The organism is Rothia uropygioeca, assembly GCF_004136585.1.
Taxonomy (GTDB): Bacteria; Actinomycetota; Actinomycetes; order Actinomycetales; family Micrococcaceae; genus Rothia.
This window is the reverse complement of record NZ_NOIR01000001.1, coordinates 31,636-46,884: the sequence shown is the minus strand read 5'-3', so window position 1 is coordinate 46,884 and position 15,249 is coordinate 31,636. Positions and strand designations below refer to the sequence as shown.

Sequence of the window (15,249 nt, the reverse complement as noted above, 5' to 3'; positions counted from 1 at the left end):
CATTACCCGGCTGACCCTCGTAATATGTGATTCGCCGTTGAAGAGCGATGGCGCCGGGAATCGGACTGAGGGACTGAGGTACATGATGGGGAAACCAATCGAGGACCGGGCGAGAACGCCCCAGGAACCCGAGGAGACCCAGCCACACTTTCGGGGCAGTGTTCCTGCGCCGCCTTTGCCCGGTCAGTTGTGGAAGGACTCATTCGGTCGGGCCTCGATCCGCGCCCTGCAGATCCTGCTGATCGCCGGGGCCGTGACGCTTCTGGGGTACCTCGTGGTGACCCTGAAGATTGTGACTTTGCCGCTTCTTCTTGCCCTCATCATCGCCTCGGCGATGCATCCGATCATCCGGATCCTGCGCCGGGCGCACTTCAACAGGATCTGGGCCGCGATCACTGCCCTTCTGGGCATTGTTCTGGTGCTCGCCGCGGTGATCTCCTCGGTGGTCATGACTGTGATCTACGAATGGTCGGATCTGGCAGTCCAAACGCAGGAAGGCTTCGGTAAGCTCGTTGCGATCCTGACCGAATGGGGCGTCCCGCTGGACAACACCCACATCCAGGAGTATCTCCACAAGGGCAGCCAATACTTTGAGTCCAACAGCGCCGGCTCGAGCGCGGTCGAAGGGGTCTCCGTGGTCACCCAGCTGGTCGCGGGCGCGCTCCTGATGATCGTGATGCTGTTCTTTTTCTTGCTGGACGGCCCCCGAATATGGGCTTTCCTCGTGAGTTTTGTGCCGGCACGGCTCAAGACCAGGATCAACGATGCCGGCCATGCAAGCGTTCACGTTCTGGGCAGATACATCCGCGGAACCGTGATCATTGCGGCGTTCGCGGCGGTCGTGGATCTCATTGCGATGCTGGTCATGGGCGTACCTCTCGCATTTCCCTTGGCAGCGTTGATCTTTCTCAGCGCGTTCATCCCTATCGTCGGGGCCCTCGTCACCGGTACCTGTGCGGCTCTGGTTGCGCTCGTGGCGGCCGGACCGGCGGCCGCTATCGTGCTGATCATCGTCGTGATCCTCGTGAACCAGATCGAGCACCACATTCTCCAACCCAAGGTCATGGGATCGGCACTGAGTCTGCACGGCATCGTGATCATCAGCGCGCTCGCGATCGGAGCACATCAGGGCGGAGTTGCGGGCGCACTGTTGGCCGTGCCCATGTCAGCGGTGGGTTGGGCCAGCTACAAGGCTTTCCGATCCACGCGGTTCGTTTCCTCCAGGGAGTCCGACCTCGCGAAGGGGCAGGACAGTTTGGAAGACGGATCTAATGAGGAGGGCGCGGCGGCGCCGTAACCTGTGAAGTCCGGCGCGGCATCCCGGGGCGGAGCGCAGTACATTCGTTTCCGCAGGGAACGGTTCGTATAGTGAACACTCGTTCGACTTGTGCGCTGGGACACGCTTACGCTGATTCGAGTTCGCCTCACGATTCCCGTGGGAAGCACAGAACGGCTCCGCTGTGACTCACAGAGTCGTGGCCCTGCGGAGAAAATCGACCGGGTACGAAGGTAGGCTCATGTCCACTCCACGCGATGCGGAAACGCCGGCCCTGCCGACCAAATCTCCCAAACGCGCGGCGCTCGCCGGTTGGATCGGTTCGGCTCTCGAATACTACGATTTCGCGGTGTACGCGACGGCGGCGGCCATCGTGCTCAACCACATCTTTTTCCCAGAAGGCAACGCGGCAGCGGCGGTTCTCCAGTCGATGGGCGTGGCGGGGGTGGCCTACATTGTCCGACCCTTCGGTGCTTTGATCATGGGGCCGCTTTCGGACCGGTTGGGCCGCAAATTCGTGTTGATGATGACGCTTTTCCTCATTGGGGGCGCAACTTTTGCCATCGGTTGCCTGCCGACCTACGGTTCCGTGGGGATTCTGGCCCCGATCCTGCTGATCCTGTGTCGCGTGATCCAAGGGCTCTCCGCGGCCGGTGAACAGGCGTCCGCGATTTCGATGTCCCTCGAACACTCCGAGGACCGCAGTCGAGGACTGATCACCAGCTGGTCGCTTCAAGGAACCCAGGCCGGATCCTTGCTGGCCACGGCCGTTTTCATTCCCTTCACCGCTTTCCTGAGCGAAGATCAGCTTTTCGCCTGGGGTTGGCGCGTGCCTTTCTGGGTTTCGGCCTTTGTGGTGCTCGCTGCCTACTTGATTCGCCGGAAACTCGAGGAGCCCCCGGCTTTCGAGAAGCACGAACAGAACGAATCGGTCTTGGACCAATCGACCCCGCTCGCGATCACCTTCCGCTATCACAAGGCCGCGATCATCCGCGTGGCTGTGTGCGCGCTGGTCAACACGGTCAACGTGGCCTTTACCGTTTGGGCGATCTCCTATGCGACCAACGGGGTCGGAATCGCTCGATCGACCATGCTCTGGGTTCCGGTCGTGTCCAACACGGTAGGGTTGCTCGTCATCCCGTTGTCGGCAATAGTTTCGGACAAAATCGGGCGCAAACCGGTGTTCATTCTCGGTGCTGTCTTGTCCGGGGGAATGATGTTCCCGTTCCTCTGGGCTGTATCCGAAGCGAATATTCCATTGGTGTTCCTCTTCGGCGCCCTCGTGCACGGTGGTTTCTACTCGTTCTCCAACGCGACATGGCCTTCCTTCTACGCGGAGATGTTCCCGACGCCCGTCCGTTCCACGGGCTTGGCCCTCGGGACTCAGGTGGGTTTTGCGATCTCCGGCGGGTTCGTGCCCGTGATTGCCGCTGCACTGAACGGCAGCGACATGAACAACTGGGTCATGCCCGCGCTTTTTGTGCTGCTGGTGTGCCTGTGCGTGGGAGCCGTGGCGCTCACGGCCAAGGAAACTTCCAAGCGTCCGTTAGAAGAGATAGACAACCTGCACATGTCTCGCACGGAGGCGCTCGAGGTCGTACGGCTCGAACGTAAGGACGGCGTCGACCCGGAAAGCTCGAATGCCAGCAGCTCGGCCAAGACCAAGGTCATCGAGTAGACAGCGGCACCGGGCGTATTACCGGGGGTCTTGAGACAGCAGACGGGCCCTGCATGTTGCTGTGAATTCTGCAAGAGGTATTCGACTCAGTGCGGCGCAACCCGGTTATACCCGCCAGATTCCAGCAAACCTTCGACCGTTCCGGCCACGGGCCACGACATTGCCACCGAGCACGGGTCCCGGTCTACATGCCGATAGTCAGCTGCCCGGTGGCGGATTCGCTCAAAATGTGCAGGCGCTCAGCATCGCCGCCACCGACCGGCAGACAGTAAAGGTCAAAGACCTGACCCGGTAGACCGTGAGTTAGCGGGTCAACGGTCCGTCGTTGTTGGCCGGTGATGGTGAAGCGGTTCTCATGCAGGCGATCCGGGTTCTGCGGGAGTTGGTAGGTCTTAGCTGGCGGGATGCACACCTGCTACGAGCCCGTCCGAGGAAAAACCGCTGTGGCAAGCAGGTTATCCGCATTTGTGCGTTTGGGGTGAACCGCTTCTGCCGACTCATCCCGAAAACCATAAAATAGTGTGTGGCCGCCTTTCAGGCGTCCTGTGACCTCCCGGTCAACCGCCATCTGATTCGCATGACGCCTGGGAGTAATCAGGGCCGGGATGGAGGCGGTCGGCTATGAGTGAGCTGGAAAGTCCACCGGAAAAGCAAAAACCCCCGGTCTACTGGCTGATTCTCGGATTAGTACTCGGAGAGCCAGAAGATCTCAGGGGTCTTGCTGATTCGCTGGTGTCACTACTCGAGATGCTCAGGCATTTCGTCTAAACACCAGTCATAGTGACAGCGGGTTCGTCAGGTGGCCGCCTGGCGGGCCCGCTTTATAACACTCTGTTGAGTGGTCGATGTTGTCGTGACGGGCAACGAACGACACCTTCAATATACCGCGCGGGCGACGATGTATCTAGCTCTGTGCACGTTTTGCCTCCTGCACCGCCCAGCGGGCGTTGCAGGAGGCAGAAGCGAGTGACCGGCCAATGTAAGCCTGTTGATCGGCCCAGGTTGTTGCAGTCACGACCACTCCTTCCAAGGCTGTGCCTTTGTGGAGACACGGGCAAAGCCAACCTTCACCGCCACTCACTTCCCTTGTCTTGCTGGTGAGGAGAATCCGGACCCCCTGGGCGCCACTTCCACGTCTTGAACAGTTGTTTGGTGGGGTCATACGGATTGAGGGCTGAATTTGCAAAGTCTGCGAGCCACCCCCAGGCCGTGTAGTCATCTATATGCCCAAGGATGACCAGAACAACAAGATAGTGCAGGGTCACAAGGAACAATCGCCAGGCCATTTCTTCGGTCCAGGTAGCTCATCGGCCTACCTGGCCTACCACCTCGGGGGAGTAGCCCTTTAGAGTCCTGTTGCACTTCTTCTAGGACAACTTCGGGGAAGCTGCCAGATTCAACGGCAACGGTCAGATTCCGGACCATCTCCCCGATCGCGTCTTGACTGACCGAAACTTCAGGGAACACCGCTCTGATGGCTTCGCGGTAGGGTTCAGTAGTTTGCTCGGCGAGCTGGGGACCTACCCACTGAAAGTAGGAGCGGACCGACCCGGCGATGATCTCCGATGCTTGGTCCATAGCCGGAGCCATGGATTCGCGCATCTGCAACGAGTAGTTCTTCTTCAGGCCCAGCACGCAAGGGGCCTCGGAATTGAACTTCGCTACCCAGTTAGCTAGCGCCGGGGAAAGGAAACGATTCTCATCTGTCATTGGGATCAGCCCTATGTAGGTGCTTAATCGGTGGTTAGGCCAGTGGTTCGATGCGTAGATCTCGTACTAGATGCAACGAGCAGACATGGCAGCGCAACATCCGGAGACTGACGCCTCGTGGGGCCTGACCATTGAGGAGAAGCGGCAGCTCCTTGGGGAGTCGCAGATCCGTTTAGCCGGAGTGAACAAGCTCCTCATGAATCGGTGAACCAGCAGCCTCTTTCCGGGGGACAACGTCCTTGAAGTCCACGCGATGATTCTCCCCTTAACCCCGGTTCGAGACGAATGCGCACTGATCAGCGCGGTGAACAAGCCGTGGGCAAGCTACGAAGGTATCGAGCTGTATCCAGATCTCTCGCGACCAAGGCTATCGACTCGGGCTCTACGTATGCCTCGGGGTATCGGTGTGCTCAGAAATCTTCGGGTCGAACCGATGGGAAGTGGGTCCGATGATGGGTTTCTTGAAGCGTCTCTTGGGTCATCACGAGGAGCCACAGCGCGAGATGACTTACGAGGAGAAGCGCAAGCTGATCGCTGAGCAACGGAAGGCCGCGACGCGCGATGTGATACGACAGACACGCATTGCATCGGGGCAGGTCTATGCGAATGGTGCGAAACGACCGTCAAGCCGGGCTTCGGAGATCGAGGGAATCGTGAACTTTTTGTGAGTTATTAATAACATCGAAACCTATGATGCCCATCATTTTTCGGATTTACCCAAGAGGCGGTCACCGATCAACCCGACCACACATAGCAGCAGAATAATCCCAACCTTCCAAGGCAACTGTTCCGCATCACTATGTAGGCCAAATTTTGGAAGTATATACGGAAAAGTAACCAATGATACAAAAATCAATATTGCTGCTATTACGGTTACTGGTCTGTTATTCTTCTTCGGTTTATTCTCCGGGTGTTCTTTCAACAAATTGCCTCACTGTTAAGGTTCTACGCACTCTTCATAAGTAATCTTTGCTGCTGAATCTCCAGCATCTTGTTCGAACCATGTCTGCCAGGAGGCCTTACCATCATCTCGGTTCGCACACGGTATTTTACTGGCGCCGGTAACCCGTTCCACCGGGATTATTCCCCGGCCAAACCAACAGGATTGGGTACGGCGGGTCGGCCCCACACGTCGGCCCGTAAACTCATCGCCCTAATTCGGGGCGATCACGGCCATGTAATGGACATCGACCCACGCATCATCAAACCGAAGCGCATCCCGACCGGTCCCCTCATAAATAGACCCGGCCTTCCCGTAAACCCGACGTGCGCGCGGATTGAAGTCGTACACTTCCAGGCTGATGCGGTGTAGACCCAATGTCGTGAGACCGTGGCGAACCATCAAGCGTGGAGCTTCGGTGCCAAGCCCCCGTCCGCATCCAGAAGCACCGATCAATGTTCTGAAATTGCATGAGTGGTTCTGCTGGTCCCACTCATTGAGAACAATCTCCCCGACCATGGCTCCGGTCGAATGATCGACAACAGCCAGCACCAGCCGGTCATCGGCAACCGCCCAGGCCTGATAGATCTCACGCAAACGTCACAGAACGATAACTATTTGAATTTAAATATAAACCTTTCATAAAGATATACATCCGCAATTGTTTTAAGTAAGCCAAGTCATATACCATCAGAATGCGAATTTAAAAATACGCACACTCTCAATTCATCGAAATATAGGCAATCGGAACAGGTCAATCACCTCATGAAATTTTCACGCCCTAAGCCTCTTATCACTGGAACGATCGTCGCTTCTCTTGCCCTCTCGGCAGGAGGAGTGGCACCTGCCGTGGCTGCCAGCCGCGCGGGCGCCAGCGCGAATATTGCACAATCGGCCGCCACCGCACCTAGCGGCCAGATGTCCGAAGAACAGTTCCAGCACACCTTGCGTGTTCTTGATCAACTTCCCGAAGACCTAAAGACGGCGGACCCGAAGAGTACGCCCAACTATGAGCAGCGGCTGACCGAAGCAATCAACCAAATCGAGGGTGCCCAAGCCGGTGGGGCCACAACATACGTGAACTGGGTCTCTTGCGGAGCAGCCCTAGCCGGTGTTGTAGTTCAATACGGCGTGCCGGTAGCCAAAGTCGTCAAATGGCTCAAGGACGGCTATAAGATCTTCGGTGGAATCAAAGGGCTGATCACAGCGATACGTAGCGGCGCAGCTGCTGCCGAGATCGGCGAAGACGCTGTCAGCGTCCTCGAAGGAATCCTCGGGGTCGATGGGGTTGTCTCGGCCTGCAGCTAGAATTAATAATCGCTCACGTGCACCCCGTTGGCGAAGTTTAGCTCACCCCGGGGCGCACAGTCTTACGGAGGTGTCATGGCGTTCGAGCCAGTTTCACTCAAATACGCCTTGTCGGGCTCAGCCTTCATCGGCATCCTAAACGCCGTTCCGACCTTCATTGCGCTCCTGATCCTGAACCTCAGTTTCATCGGCGATCCGGATCGGTTGGATATCGGCTCCGAGGTAGTGATATCCCTACTCGTCGGTGTTGTGGGCACGTGTCTGACCACCATCATGAACCGTCACGAACAGGTCAAGCAGAAGAAGACCATGCCACATGGGACTTTGGTAGCGATAGCAGAACTGGCTGGCATGACGATTCTGGGAGCCGTGGTCACACCCTTATTCGGGATGGATCCCCGCTTCCTCTGGGTAGGAGCTGCGGCAGGATTACTGGGCTCTTTGCCCAGCTTCTTCATCATGTCCCCCTGGAAAGAGACCGAACCTGAGGAAGATTTCCAGCAGCGCAACAAGGAGTTTGGCGAGATGACTCGCGAGACCGCCCAAGAGTACAAGGAAGAACTGAGAGACAAACAACGAGCGAAGATGCGGAAGAAACACGGCGACCCCTGGGACCAAGACTCAAACCAGGACTGGTGGAAATAAACTCCACGAATACGCTTGCACCGCTGTATCGCCCTCTAAGCCGTGGGTCGGGCCACACCGAAGAATTTCGCTATCTGCGCTCGGCGTCTTCTCCAAGATGCCGGTAAATCGTCGGCCGCGAAACCCCGAACGTCTCAGCGATCTCTTGAACCGTGTGCTCTCCAGCGTCATACATAGCACGAGCCTGCTTCGCCTTGGTCGGAGTCATTTTGAACTTCGGCCCACCCTTCCGGCCCCTGGCCCGGGCTGCTGCCAACCCGTCGCGGGTTCGCTCAACAATCAGATCGTGCTCAAACTCCGCAATGGCCGCCAGCATATGGAAGAACAACCGGCCACCGGCCGTGGTGGTATCAATCCCCTGGGACAGGGCAACCAACCCCATACCTTGATCCTGCAACTGGTCAGCGACATCCTTGAGGTTACCCACTGAACGACCCAGTCGATCCAGCTTGGTGACCACCAACGTGTCACCCTCTCGCAAATACTCCAACGCCCTGCTCAGAGCAGGCCGCTTCGCCAAAGTCCCCGAGGCGTCGTTTGCATTCAGCCCATAATCAAGAACCAACAGCCTGTGGGCTTTGCCGCTTTTGGCGGTGTTCTGTGATCGCTGAGTAGCGCAGTCGGCAGGATCGGTGACCATCGTCTTTCGGGCATCCTGAACATTGTTCCTTCATGGTCAGTATCACAGGAGCACGACGAACCGGTTCCCGGTGCGTTGTCTGCCGGAGGCCTCTACAGGGCCTCCGAGCTTTTTAAGGGACCCATTTTCGCGCCGAGTACAGCGGGCCAAGCTCTCGCATGATTGTTCGAGCCGCTCGTCTGGCCCTCGGGTTTTCCGTAGGGTCTGGTTCAACAACACGTCGATACATGTAGACCGCCAGGTCAACCGCTTGGATACCTCGCTCAGCAGCAGAGTCGAACCATTCAATGGGTTGTTCGATCCGCTCTAGCTTCTGGGACTTATACCCAGGGGTTCCTATGCGTGTATAGCCTTCGATGGCTTCTTTGAAGTCCTGATGCTTGCTGACCATATCGGTTCTAACCAAGCAAGATTCGTACCCCAGTCGCGCTGTGAGGTCATTGACGCGCTCTAGGGCATGACGGAGGGTGATCTCGTATGGAGGGTCTGGATATCTATACCTGGCATTGAGCCGGGCTACATCCACACCTTCAATGATCACACGAGGCCCTACCTGATTGATGTGTCGCATGGCTTGGCGGTAGAGGGCGATGTATTCATGAACCTTACCTCGAAGGCATTGCCAGTCACCACGGCCGTGCATGATGGGGTGGCCATGGAACTCGATTCCAGGATCAACCCCAAACTTGTGGGTCACGTGCTGGCCCAAGTCAGCAAACCTGCTACATAGTTCCATGTACTGGTCGAGGTCGAGCACATACACGCGGTGTAGTAGTGCTCTTGCTGGTAGCTTTCATCGACGAAAGCGTAGAGCCGGTGGGGTTCTTTCCTCGAATGCGTTGGAGCGTTATACACGTTTACGACTCTAGCGAGGAGAGATCCGGTTAGAAGCTACCAACTTCTAGATCCAGTGAATCGGTCGATCCTGCACAGTTCACCACAGTGGCATGGAATGACCTCTGTAGATCGGCCAGGCGCTTCGACAGCCCCCTCGGATCTTGCCCGAGGCGACAATCAACCGTCGGCCGGAAAGCTCCGGAGGTCTCATCGATTTCCTGAACCGTGTCCCCCACTTCGATCACACCAACGAACGATTGCTTCTCCTGGAAGGAGGTACACCCATCACCGATACAGAAGGAAACCTACTCGGAGTATCCTGCGGAACGCCAGAGTAGGACGCCGAGCTCGCCCGCGCAGCCACGAGTTGAAGCAACGGTTGTCATCGAAGATGAGGCTTCGAATCGAATATCGAGATCAAGCCGTTGTTCCAGCGATTGATTTCGGGCGTTGGGGATCCAAGACCGAGTGAGGGTCGAAGAATTCATTCAGGGTCTGGGAGGCACCCTCGATCGCGTGCTTCAACGAGATCCCGTCAACATTGATCCTTGCCTGGCGCAGATAATTCGGCCCGACCTGCCCCCAAGCCGGGAGCGAAGCATCAACGTTGAAAAACGCGTTGAACCCCTGAGACTTCAGGTACTGGAACTTCTCGTTACCGTAATCCTCGATCCCGGCAATATCGGCCCCGAACGGGTAGATGAGCATGTCGGTCTTACCCACGATCGAAGCAACTTCGGCCTGCCACTTCTCATTGTCCGCTCGAATTTGGTCGACCGGTGACTTCGTGAAATTGATATGGCCCCAAGAATGGCTGGCGAACTCCCACCCGTTCTCCTTGATCGCATCCGCGACCTTCTTCGCACCTTTCTTGTCCTGATCAAGGTTCTTGTTCTGGTCCTTGTAGGAAATATCCGAGGTCCGGTACCCCAGGACCCCGTTGTAACCGGTCATCGCGATCACACCCTTGGCCCCCTCGTGCGAGAAATCCGGGTGATCTTCGAGGAATTCCTCCACGATCGGCAAGTGGTCGTAGGCCCCGACATGTTTCTTGCCCTCGGCGTCACGGTATTCGTTGACGATCTTGCCGTCTTGGACGATCAACCGGTCTGGGAAGCCGTCGCCATCCATGTATTCGTAGTAGGAGAGGTCATCGAAGGAGATCACCAAGGGTTTCTTGCCTTCGGGCAGTTCCAGCGGTTTCAGCTCGGCCCCGCCGTCGGAGGCGGTGGTGTAGAGCTGGTGCGGGCTGACGAGGATGTAGTTGCGGTCATAGACCTGTTGGATGATTTTTTTGAATTCGTCGATGGTGACCATGTAGTCGAGGTAGCCCTTGGCGTCCTCGTCGCCATCGAAGGCTCGTTTTGGGTCGGCGACCAGGGAGTGGAAGAACAGGTGCGAGACCATGGCGTTATCGGCCCAGGTGGTCATCGGGACCGGCGGTGAGGCCGAGGCTGAGACAGAACCCGAGGCCCCTGACGAGGGGGATGAAGAACCATTGATGGATTCGGAATCCTTGGACCCGCACGCGCTCAGTAGAGCGGCACCTGCCAACGTTGATGTGGACGCCAAAGCAACTCTTCGCGTAATAGCCAACTGCCTCATTCTCCTTCTGCCTTGCTACTAATTTCTGTACTGACAGAACTAAATGTACTAGTCAGTACAGAAAATGATAGACTCCTGATCTTCCACATTGATTGAAGGGGCGGCGGTTGATAAGGGGCATACGGTCTATATGTCAAGAGCGGAGAAAAGGGGTCACACTCCGCGGCGTGAAATGGGAATCTCAGCTGCTTGTGCCGGCGACACGTGAGGGTCGTTTCCAAGTGTTGAAGGGACACACACTCCAACTGATGAACCCTGCAAAGAAGTTGCCTGCCTGCCTCGTGGTAACCGGCGTGCTACTGACTCCGGTACTCAGCTCCTGCACCTCGAATTCATCCACTGATGAACCCAACCGGCTCTCGATCCAGGATTCGACGCTGGCTGCTGCAGAACAACCCGTCTCCCAACGTCCGGCACCGGAGGTTCATAGGATTGGGTATCGGGTGGATGGACAAGGCGACCCGTCCCAAAACTGGGGCGATCTCTACCTCCCCGGAGGCATTCATCAGGAAAAGTCCGTGCCACTGGTGGTACTCATTCATGGTGGGGCCTGGCACCGGTCCATCGGTGCTGGTGACTTCAGTACTTTTGCCCGATCTTTGGCTGGTCGCGGTGTGGCTGTCTACAACATCGAGTACCGACGCGTGGGGTCTGGTGGAGGGTGGCCAACAACCTTTACTGATGTCACTGCGGCACTGGATCACGTACCACAGCTGCTCAGAGACCACCCTGAGCTGTCGGGGCGAACGGAAGTTGTTGGCCACAGCGCCGGGGCTCAATTGGCCACTTGGGCCGGAACCAGAAATACTCAACGGCCGTCGCAGATAACACGTATTCCGGGGTTTAAGCCTGAGCGAATTGTCGCCATATCAGGCCCATTAGATATGACATTCGCGGCGAATTCAGGCGACGAAGATCTGACCAACGTGATTGGCGGTAACCCGACTCCAATGGCCGCTCGATACAAGGATGTAGACCCCATCCAAAACATTGACCCCACAATCCCTGTGGCGGCAATCCATGGGATGGCAGATGCTAAGGTGCCATGGCAGCTGTCACAGCGCTACGTCCAAACTGCTCAACAAGCCGGCGGTCAAGCCGAGTTCTATCCAATGTACGGTGACACCCACGGGTCCCTGATCACCCCTGGGTCGACTCACTACAGCGAGGTGCTCGACCTCATTACCAACCACTTTCAGTGTTGATCGGCGGAGGTGGGGTCGTGATGGTCAGATAGGCACCGTCTACCGGGATCAAATACTCACCCAATGCGAGTCCTCTTCATCCTGAAGTTAACGAGCCCAACACCACCTATATTTGCTCGTTGTTCCCGTACTACATCGAATCCACAGTGCTCAAAGAACGGTCCGATCATGCAGCACGCTACTGATGTCGATAGAACAATCCATCTGCGTCGCCCATAGGGTCGGCGCCTACACTCGGATTGTGACGAGCATAGGAGAATCGCAAGAACTTCGCGGAATAGCCCCAGCCTTGACAGCAAATGCCTGACGAACCTGCCTATGACTGCCGGGTAGCGGTCACCCCGGGGAGGACATACCGGTTCCTACCCTGGCCTGATCCAATAATTCGTAAATTGCAGGACCCTGATTTAGCCGGGATAGCTCCCTCTCCCAGACCACTAACGGCTGTTGCACACCGGCAACCCCGCACGATAAGGCCCGCCACACCCAGGGCGTCCCGTGACGAGAGCCCTACAAAGCTTTCCGTCGTAGACGCAAATATGCGGCCGCTCATTTCGGGCAGAGAGTCCACCCCTGGCGCGACGGCCACTGGCTCCTAGCGCCAAAGGAGCGAGTGAGTGTATTGGCTCGCCATACGCACCGGCGCATTGGGTGCGCCGTAACCTGAATACCCTTCCAACCGCTGGACGACCTCGAAGAACAGGCTGCCGACTGTCTGAGTGTAGAAGTGGAGGAATTCGCCCTGGCCGTCCCGGTCGTACAGCAGGTTGAGGGCGGCGAGCTCCTGGGTCTTCTCCTCCGAAAGGCCGAATCGCGCTCGCAGATCCTCGTAGTAGTTCTGGGGGATCGGGAGGAAACGCAACCCGGACGATTGAGCCCGGCGGGCCAGTTCGACGACGTCCGAGCAGGCGAATGCAACATGTTCGATCTCGGGCTCGTTTCCCAGATCCGGGGCCACATTCAGCGGCAAGCGCACGGTTCCGGCATCGTTCCTTACAACCTGCGAGCTGACCAGTCCCGTGGGGCCCGGAACATCCTGCGACGGCTGGACGGCGAGGCCCAGCGCGGCCCGGTAGAACAGTACGGATTCCGGGTAGTGGTGCTTGGGCTGGGCCAGGTTCACGTGATCGATGCCCGTGATCAGCGGCGTAGTCGCATCTTCGGTCGAATTCTTTCGGTGGGAAGCAGCGACGTCGAGACGGTCCGGCCAGGAGAATTCGTTGAGCCATCGATCGCCGCCGTCCGACTGCGGCGGGCAGAAGAAGATCTCGGTTCCGTCCGGTGCCAGATAAGCCGGGAAAGGTTGTTCGCCCTCGCGCGTGACGCGAGGAACCTCAGGGACTTTCAAAGCGGATGCGTGAGCCGCGGCGGCCGCGTCGTGCTGGACCTCAAAGCCCAATGACGCCATATTGGGCACGTCCATCGCGCTGGGCTCCTCGTTGATCACGATGCGGGCATGGCCCTGCTCCCACAGCTGCACGGGTTTGCTCGAGTGCCGTCCCCGGTGGGTGAATCCTAGGTGCGATAGGAGCACTTCGACCTGCTCCGTTTCCTGGCCGCGAACTTCTGCCCACGTGATGCCCTGCGGAACAATTGCGCCCGGGAGCGTGGTCAACTCTCCGACACGGGCTGCCGCTCGGGTGATTGCCGCATTTGACCCCGTGGAGGCGTCCAACGCCCGCGCCGTCTGGTCCTGGAGCCAGACCAACGAACGCAGGGCATCGACGGCCGTGCGGTACACACGTGTTTGGCGGAACGAATCGTTGAAGATTTCCAGTGACAATGGGCCGGAGTACCCACCGGCCAGGAGTTTGATCATGAAATCCACGAGGTCGAATCCGCCTTCGCCAGGGAAAACCCGGAAGTGACGGGACCAGGAGAGCACGTCCAGGGACATCAGCGGAGCGTCCGCGAGCTGGACGAAGAAAACCTTCTCCCCGGGGATGTCCGGGATGGAGTCGGTGGGCCATTCACGGGACAGTATGTGGAACGTGTCCAAACAAATGCCGAGATTTTCCCGGTCGGCGGCTTCGACGAGACGCCATGAGTGCTCGAAGTCGTTGACGTATCTGCCCCAGGCGAGGGCTTCGTAGGCGAGGCGGATGTCATAGGTTGCGGCGAGATCCGCGAGGCGGGCCAATTGGGATGCTGTGATGGAGTCGTCGTCGACCGTGGCGGTCCCAGCGTTGGAAGGGATGAGCATCAGGTTCATGCCCAAGCGCCTCATCAACCGGAACTTGCCCTCGATGCGCCGGAGAGTGCCCTGGAATATTTCTTCCGTGGTGCCCTCGGCGTCCCTGAACGGTTGATAGAGATCCAGGGTGAGTCCGAGCTCGGCTGCGTACTCGCGAATGTATTCCGGGGTTTCCGGGGCCACGACGAGGTCTTGTTCGAAGACCTCGATGCCGTCGAACCCGGCGGCCGCGGCGGCGCGCATCTTCTGCCGCAATGAACCTGACAGGCAGACGGTCGCGATCGACGTTTTCACAGCGATTCTCCTTGTTGGGCGGCGACAAGCCGTTCGAAATGGGTTCGCATGGGCGCGTATTCGGGCAGTAACCCGGTGATGAGTTCGAAAGCATCGACGGCCTGTCCGACCGCCATGTACCCTCCAGGCAGAACTCGACACCCGATCTCACGCGCATGGTGAATCAGCGCGGTTTCCTGCGGAAGGTAGATGACATCCGCGACCCACAGGTCGGGGCGGATGAGGCCGAGGTCAAGCGGAGCCCCCGGATGGTGATGCATCCCAATGGGCGTGGCATTGACCAGGCCCGAGGCTGCGCCGATCGCTTGAGGCAGATCCTCGCTCCTGAGCGCTGAAACGGTGGTTTCCGGGAACTGCCCGGACAATTCGGCGGCTCTGGCCTCGGCCCGTGCGTGGTCGACGTCGAACAGGTACAGGTGCCGAACCCCGCGTGAGAGGAGAGCGTAGGCGGTCGCGGAACCCGCACCGCCGGTCCCGAGTTGGACGACCGTGTCCAGTGAAGCGCCGGGGAGCCCTTCGTCCAGGGCGCTCGCGAATCCGGAAAAGTCGGTATTGTGGCCGATCAAGCGCCCGTCTTCCACGACCACCGTATTGACGGCACCCAGTCGCTGGGCGTCGCTTGCGAGGCCGTCCAGGTGCGTGATGATGGACTGTTTGCACGGGAAAGTGACGTTGAAGGCGCTGAAGCCGAGCTCGGCGGCCGTTTTCATTAGCCCGGGTGCACGCTCGACGCCGTCAGTGATGGTGTCCAGGTCGATGGGGCGGTAAATGTACCGCAGTCCGAGGCGGTCCGCAGCCTCCTCGTGCATCGGTGCGCTGAGGGTCGCGGTGATACCGCTTCCGATCAATCCGACGACGTAGGACTCGCCTACCAGACTCATAACGCTCCGATCTTTCGTGACCACGATGTACCGCAA

At 58.1% G+C, this 15,249-nt stretch carries 14 protein-coding genes; 8 read left to right on the top strand and 6 right to left on the bottom strand.

The genetic code is table 11. The features are described 5' to 3' along the window. Positions 1-82 precede the first annotated feature (82 nt). The 4 genes from EWR20_RS00195 to EWR20_RS00185 all read left to right on the top strand — a co-directional run bounded on the left by EWR20_RS00195 (position 83) and on the right by EWR20_RS00185 (position 5,332). The gene (locus EWR20_RS00195) at positions 83-1,297 is read left to right on the top strand and encodes an AI-2E family transporter (RefSeq protein ID WP_129358215.1); all 1,215 of its coding nucleotides are present in this window, start codon (positions 83-85) and stop codon (positions 1,295-1,297) included. Between the two features lie 220 nt (positions 1,298-1,517). After that, positions 1,518-2,954 (top strand): MFS transporter, encoded by a 1,437-nt coding sequence (locus EWR20_RS00190; protein WP_129358214.1) that lies wholly within the window; start codon positions 1,518-1,520, stop codon positions 2,952-2,954. A gap of 1,795 nt (positions 2,955-4,749) precedes the next feature. Beyond that, entirely contained in the window at positions 4,750-4,872 is a 123-nt protein-coding gene (locus EWR20_RS13010) for a hypothetical protein (protein ID WP_255411222.1), read from the top strand. 241 nt (positions 4,873-5,113) lie between these two features. Further along, positions 5,114-5,332 carry a hypothetical protein gene (locus EWR20_RS00185; RefSeq protein ID WP_129358213.1) on the top strand — a complete coding sequence of 73 codons (219 nt, stop codon included), beginning with the start codon at positions 5,114-5,116 and terminating at the stop codon, positions 5,330-5,332. A 485-nt stretch (positions 5,333-5,817) separates the two neighbouring features. Here EWR20_RS00185 and EWR20_RS00180 read toward each other — a convergent pair whose 3' ends face one another. After that, on the bottom strand, positions 5,818-6,201 hold the full coding sequence (locus EWR20_RS00180; protein WP_129358212.1) for a GNAT family N-acetyltransferase: 384 nt from the start codon (positions 6,199-6,201) through the stop codon (positions 5,818-5,820). Between the two features lie 252 nt (positions 6,202-6,453). Between EWR20_RS00180 and EWR20_RS00175 the strand changes: the two genes are divergently transcribed. Both EWR20_RS00175 and EWR20_RS00170 read left to right on the top strand, forming a co-directional pair. Next, a complete protein-coding gene (locus EWR20_RS00175; protein ID WP_129358211.1) occupies positions 6,454-6,912 on the top strand; it encodes a hypothetical protein in 459 nt (152 codons plus the stop codon). A gap of 75 nt (positions 6,913-6,987) precedes the next feature. After that, positions 6,988-7,557 (top strand): hypothetical protein, encoded by a 570-nt coding sequence (locus EWR20_RS00170; RefSeq protein ID WP_129358210.1) that lies wholly within the window; start codon positions 6,988-6,990, stop codon positions 7,555-7,557. 70 nt (positions 7,558-7,627) lie between these two features. On the opposite strand, the gene EWR20_RS00165 is transcribed toward EWR20_RS00170, so the two are convergent. Both EWR20_RS00165 and EWR20_RS12615 read right to left on the bottom strand, forming a co-directional pair. Continuing rightward, complete coding sequence (locus EWR20_RS00165; protein WP_129358209.1) at positions 7,628-8,197, bottom strand: recombinase family protein; 570 nt, start codon at positions 8,195-8,197, stop codon at positions 7,628-7,630. Positions 8,198-8,309: 112 nt separating this feature from the next. Continuing rightward, positions 8,310-8,603, bottom strand: coding sequence for a DUF3800 domain-containing protein (locus EWR20_RS12615; RefSeq protein WP_165000904.1), 294 nt, complete (start codon positions 8,601-8,603; stop codon positions 8,310-8,312). A 192-nt stretch (positions 8,604-8,795) separates the two neighbouring features. Between EWR20_RS12615 and EWR20_RS13005 the strand changes: the two genes are divergently transcribed. Beyond that, on the top strand, positions 8,796-8,927 hold the full coding sequence (locus EWR20_RS13005) for a hypothetical protein (protein ID WP_255411221.1): 132 nt from the start codon (positions 8,796-8,798) through the stop codon (positions 8,925-8,927). A gap of 524 nt (positions 8,928-9,451) precedes the next feature. Here EWR20_RS13005 and EWR20_RS00155 read toward each other — a convergent pair. After that, positions 9,452-10,639 (bottom strand): polysaccharide deacetylase family protein, encoded by a 1,188-nt coding sequence (locus EWR20_RS00155; protein WP_238147486.1) that lies wholly within the window; start codon positions 10,637-10,639, stop codon positions 9,452-9,454. A 248-nt stretch (positions 10,640-10,887) separates the two neighbouring features. Between EWR20_RS00155 and EWR20_RS00150 the strand changes: the two genes are divergently transcribed. After that, on the top strand, positions 10,888-11,844 hold the full coding sequence (locus tag EWR20_RS00150; protein WP_129358208.1) for an alpha/beta hydrolase family protein: 957 nt from the start codon (positions 10,888-10,890) through the stop codon (positions 11,842-11,844). A gap of 595 nt (positions 11,845-12,439) precedes the next feature. Here the strand turns inward: EWR20_RS00150 and EWR20_RS00145 are convergent. Both EWR20_RS00145 and EWR20_RS00140 read right to left on the bottom strand, forming a co-directional pair. Further along, positions 12,440-14,332 (bottom strand): bifunctional sugar phosphate isomerase/epimerase/4-hydroxyphenylpyruvate dioxygenase family protein, encoded by a 1,893-nt coding sequence (locus EWR20_RS00145; protein ID WP_129358207.1) that lies wholly within the window; start codon positions 14,330-14,332, stop codon positions 12,440-12,442. Further along, positions 14,329-15,213 carry a shikimate dehydrogenase gene (locus EWR20_RS00140; protein WP_129358206.1) on the bottom strand — a complete coding sequence of 295 codons (885 nt, stop codon included), beginning with the start codon at positions 15,211-15,213 and terminating at the stop codon, positions 14,329-14,331. Before EWR20_RS00140 ends, EWR20_RS00145 begins: the two co-directional genes overlap by 4 nt. Positions 15,214-15,249 lie beyond the last annotated feature (36 nt).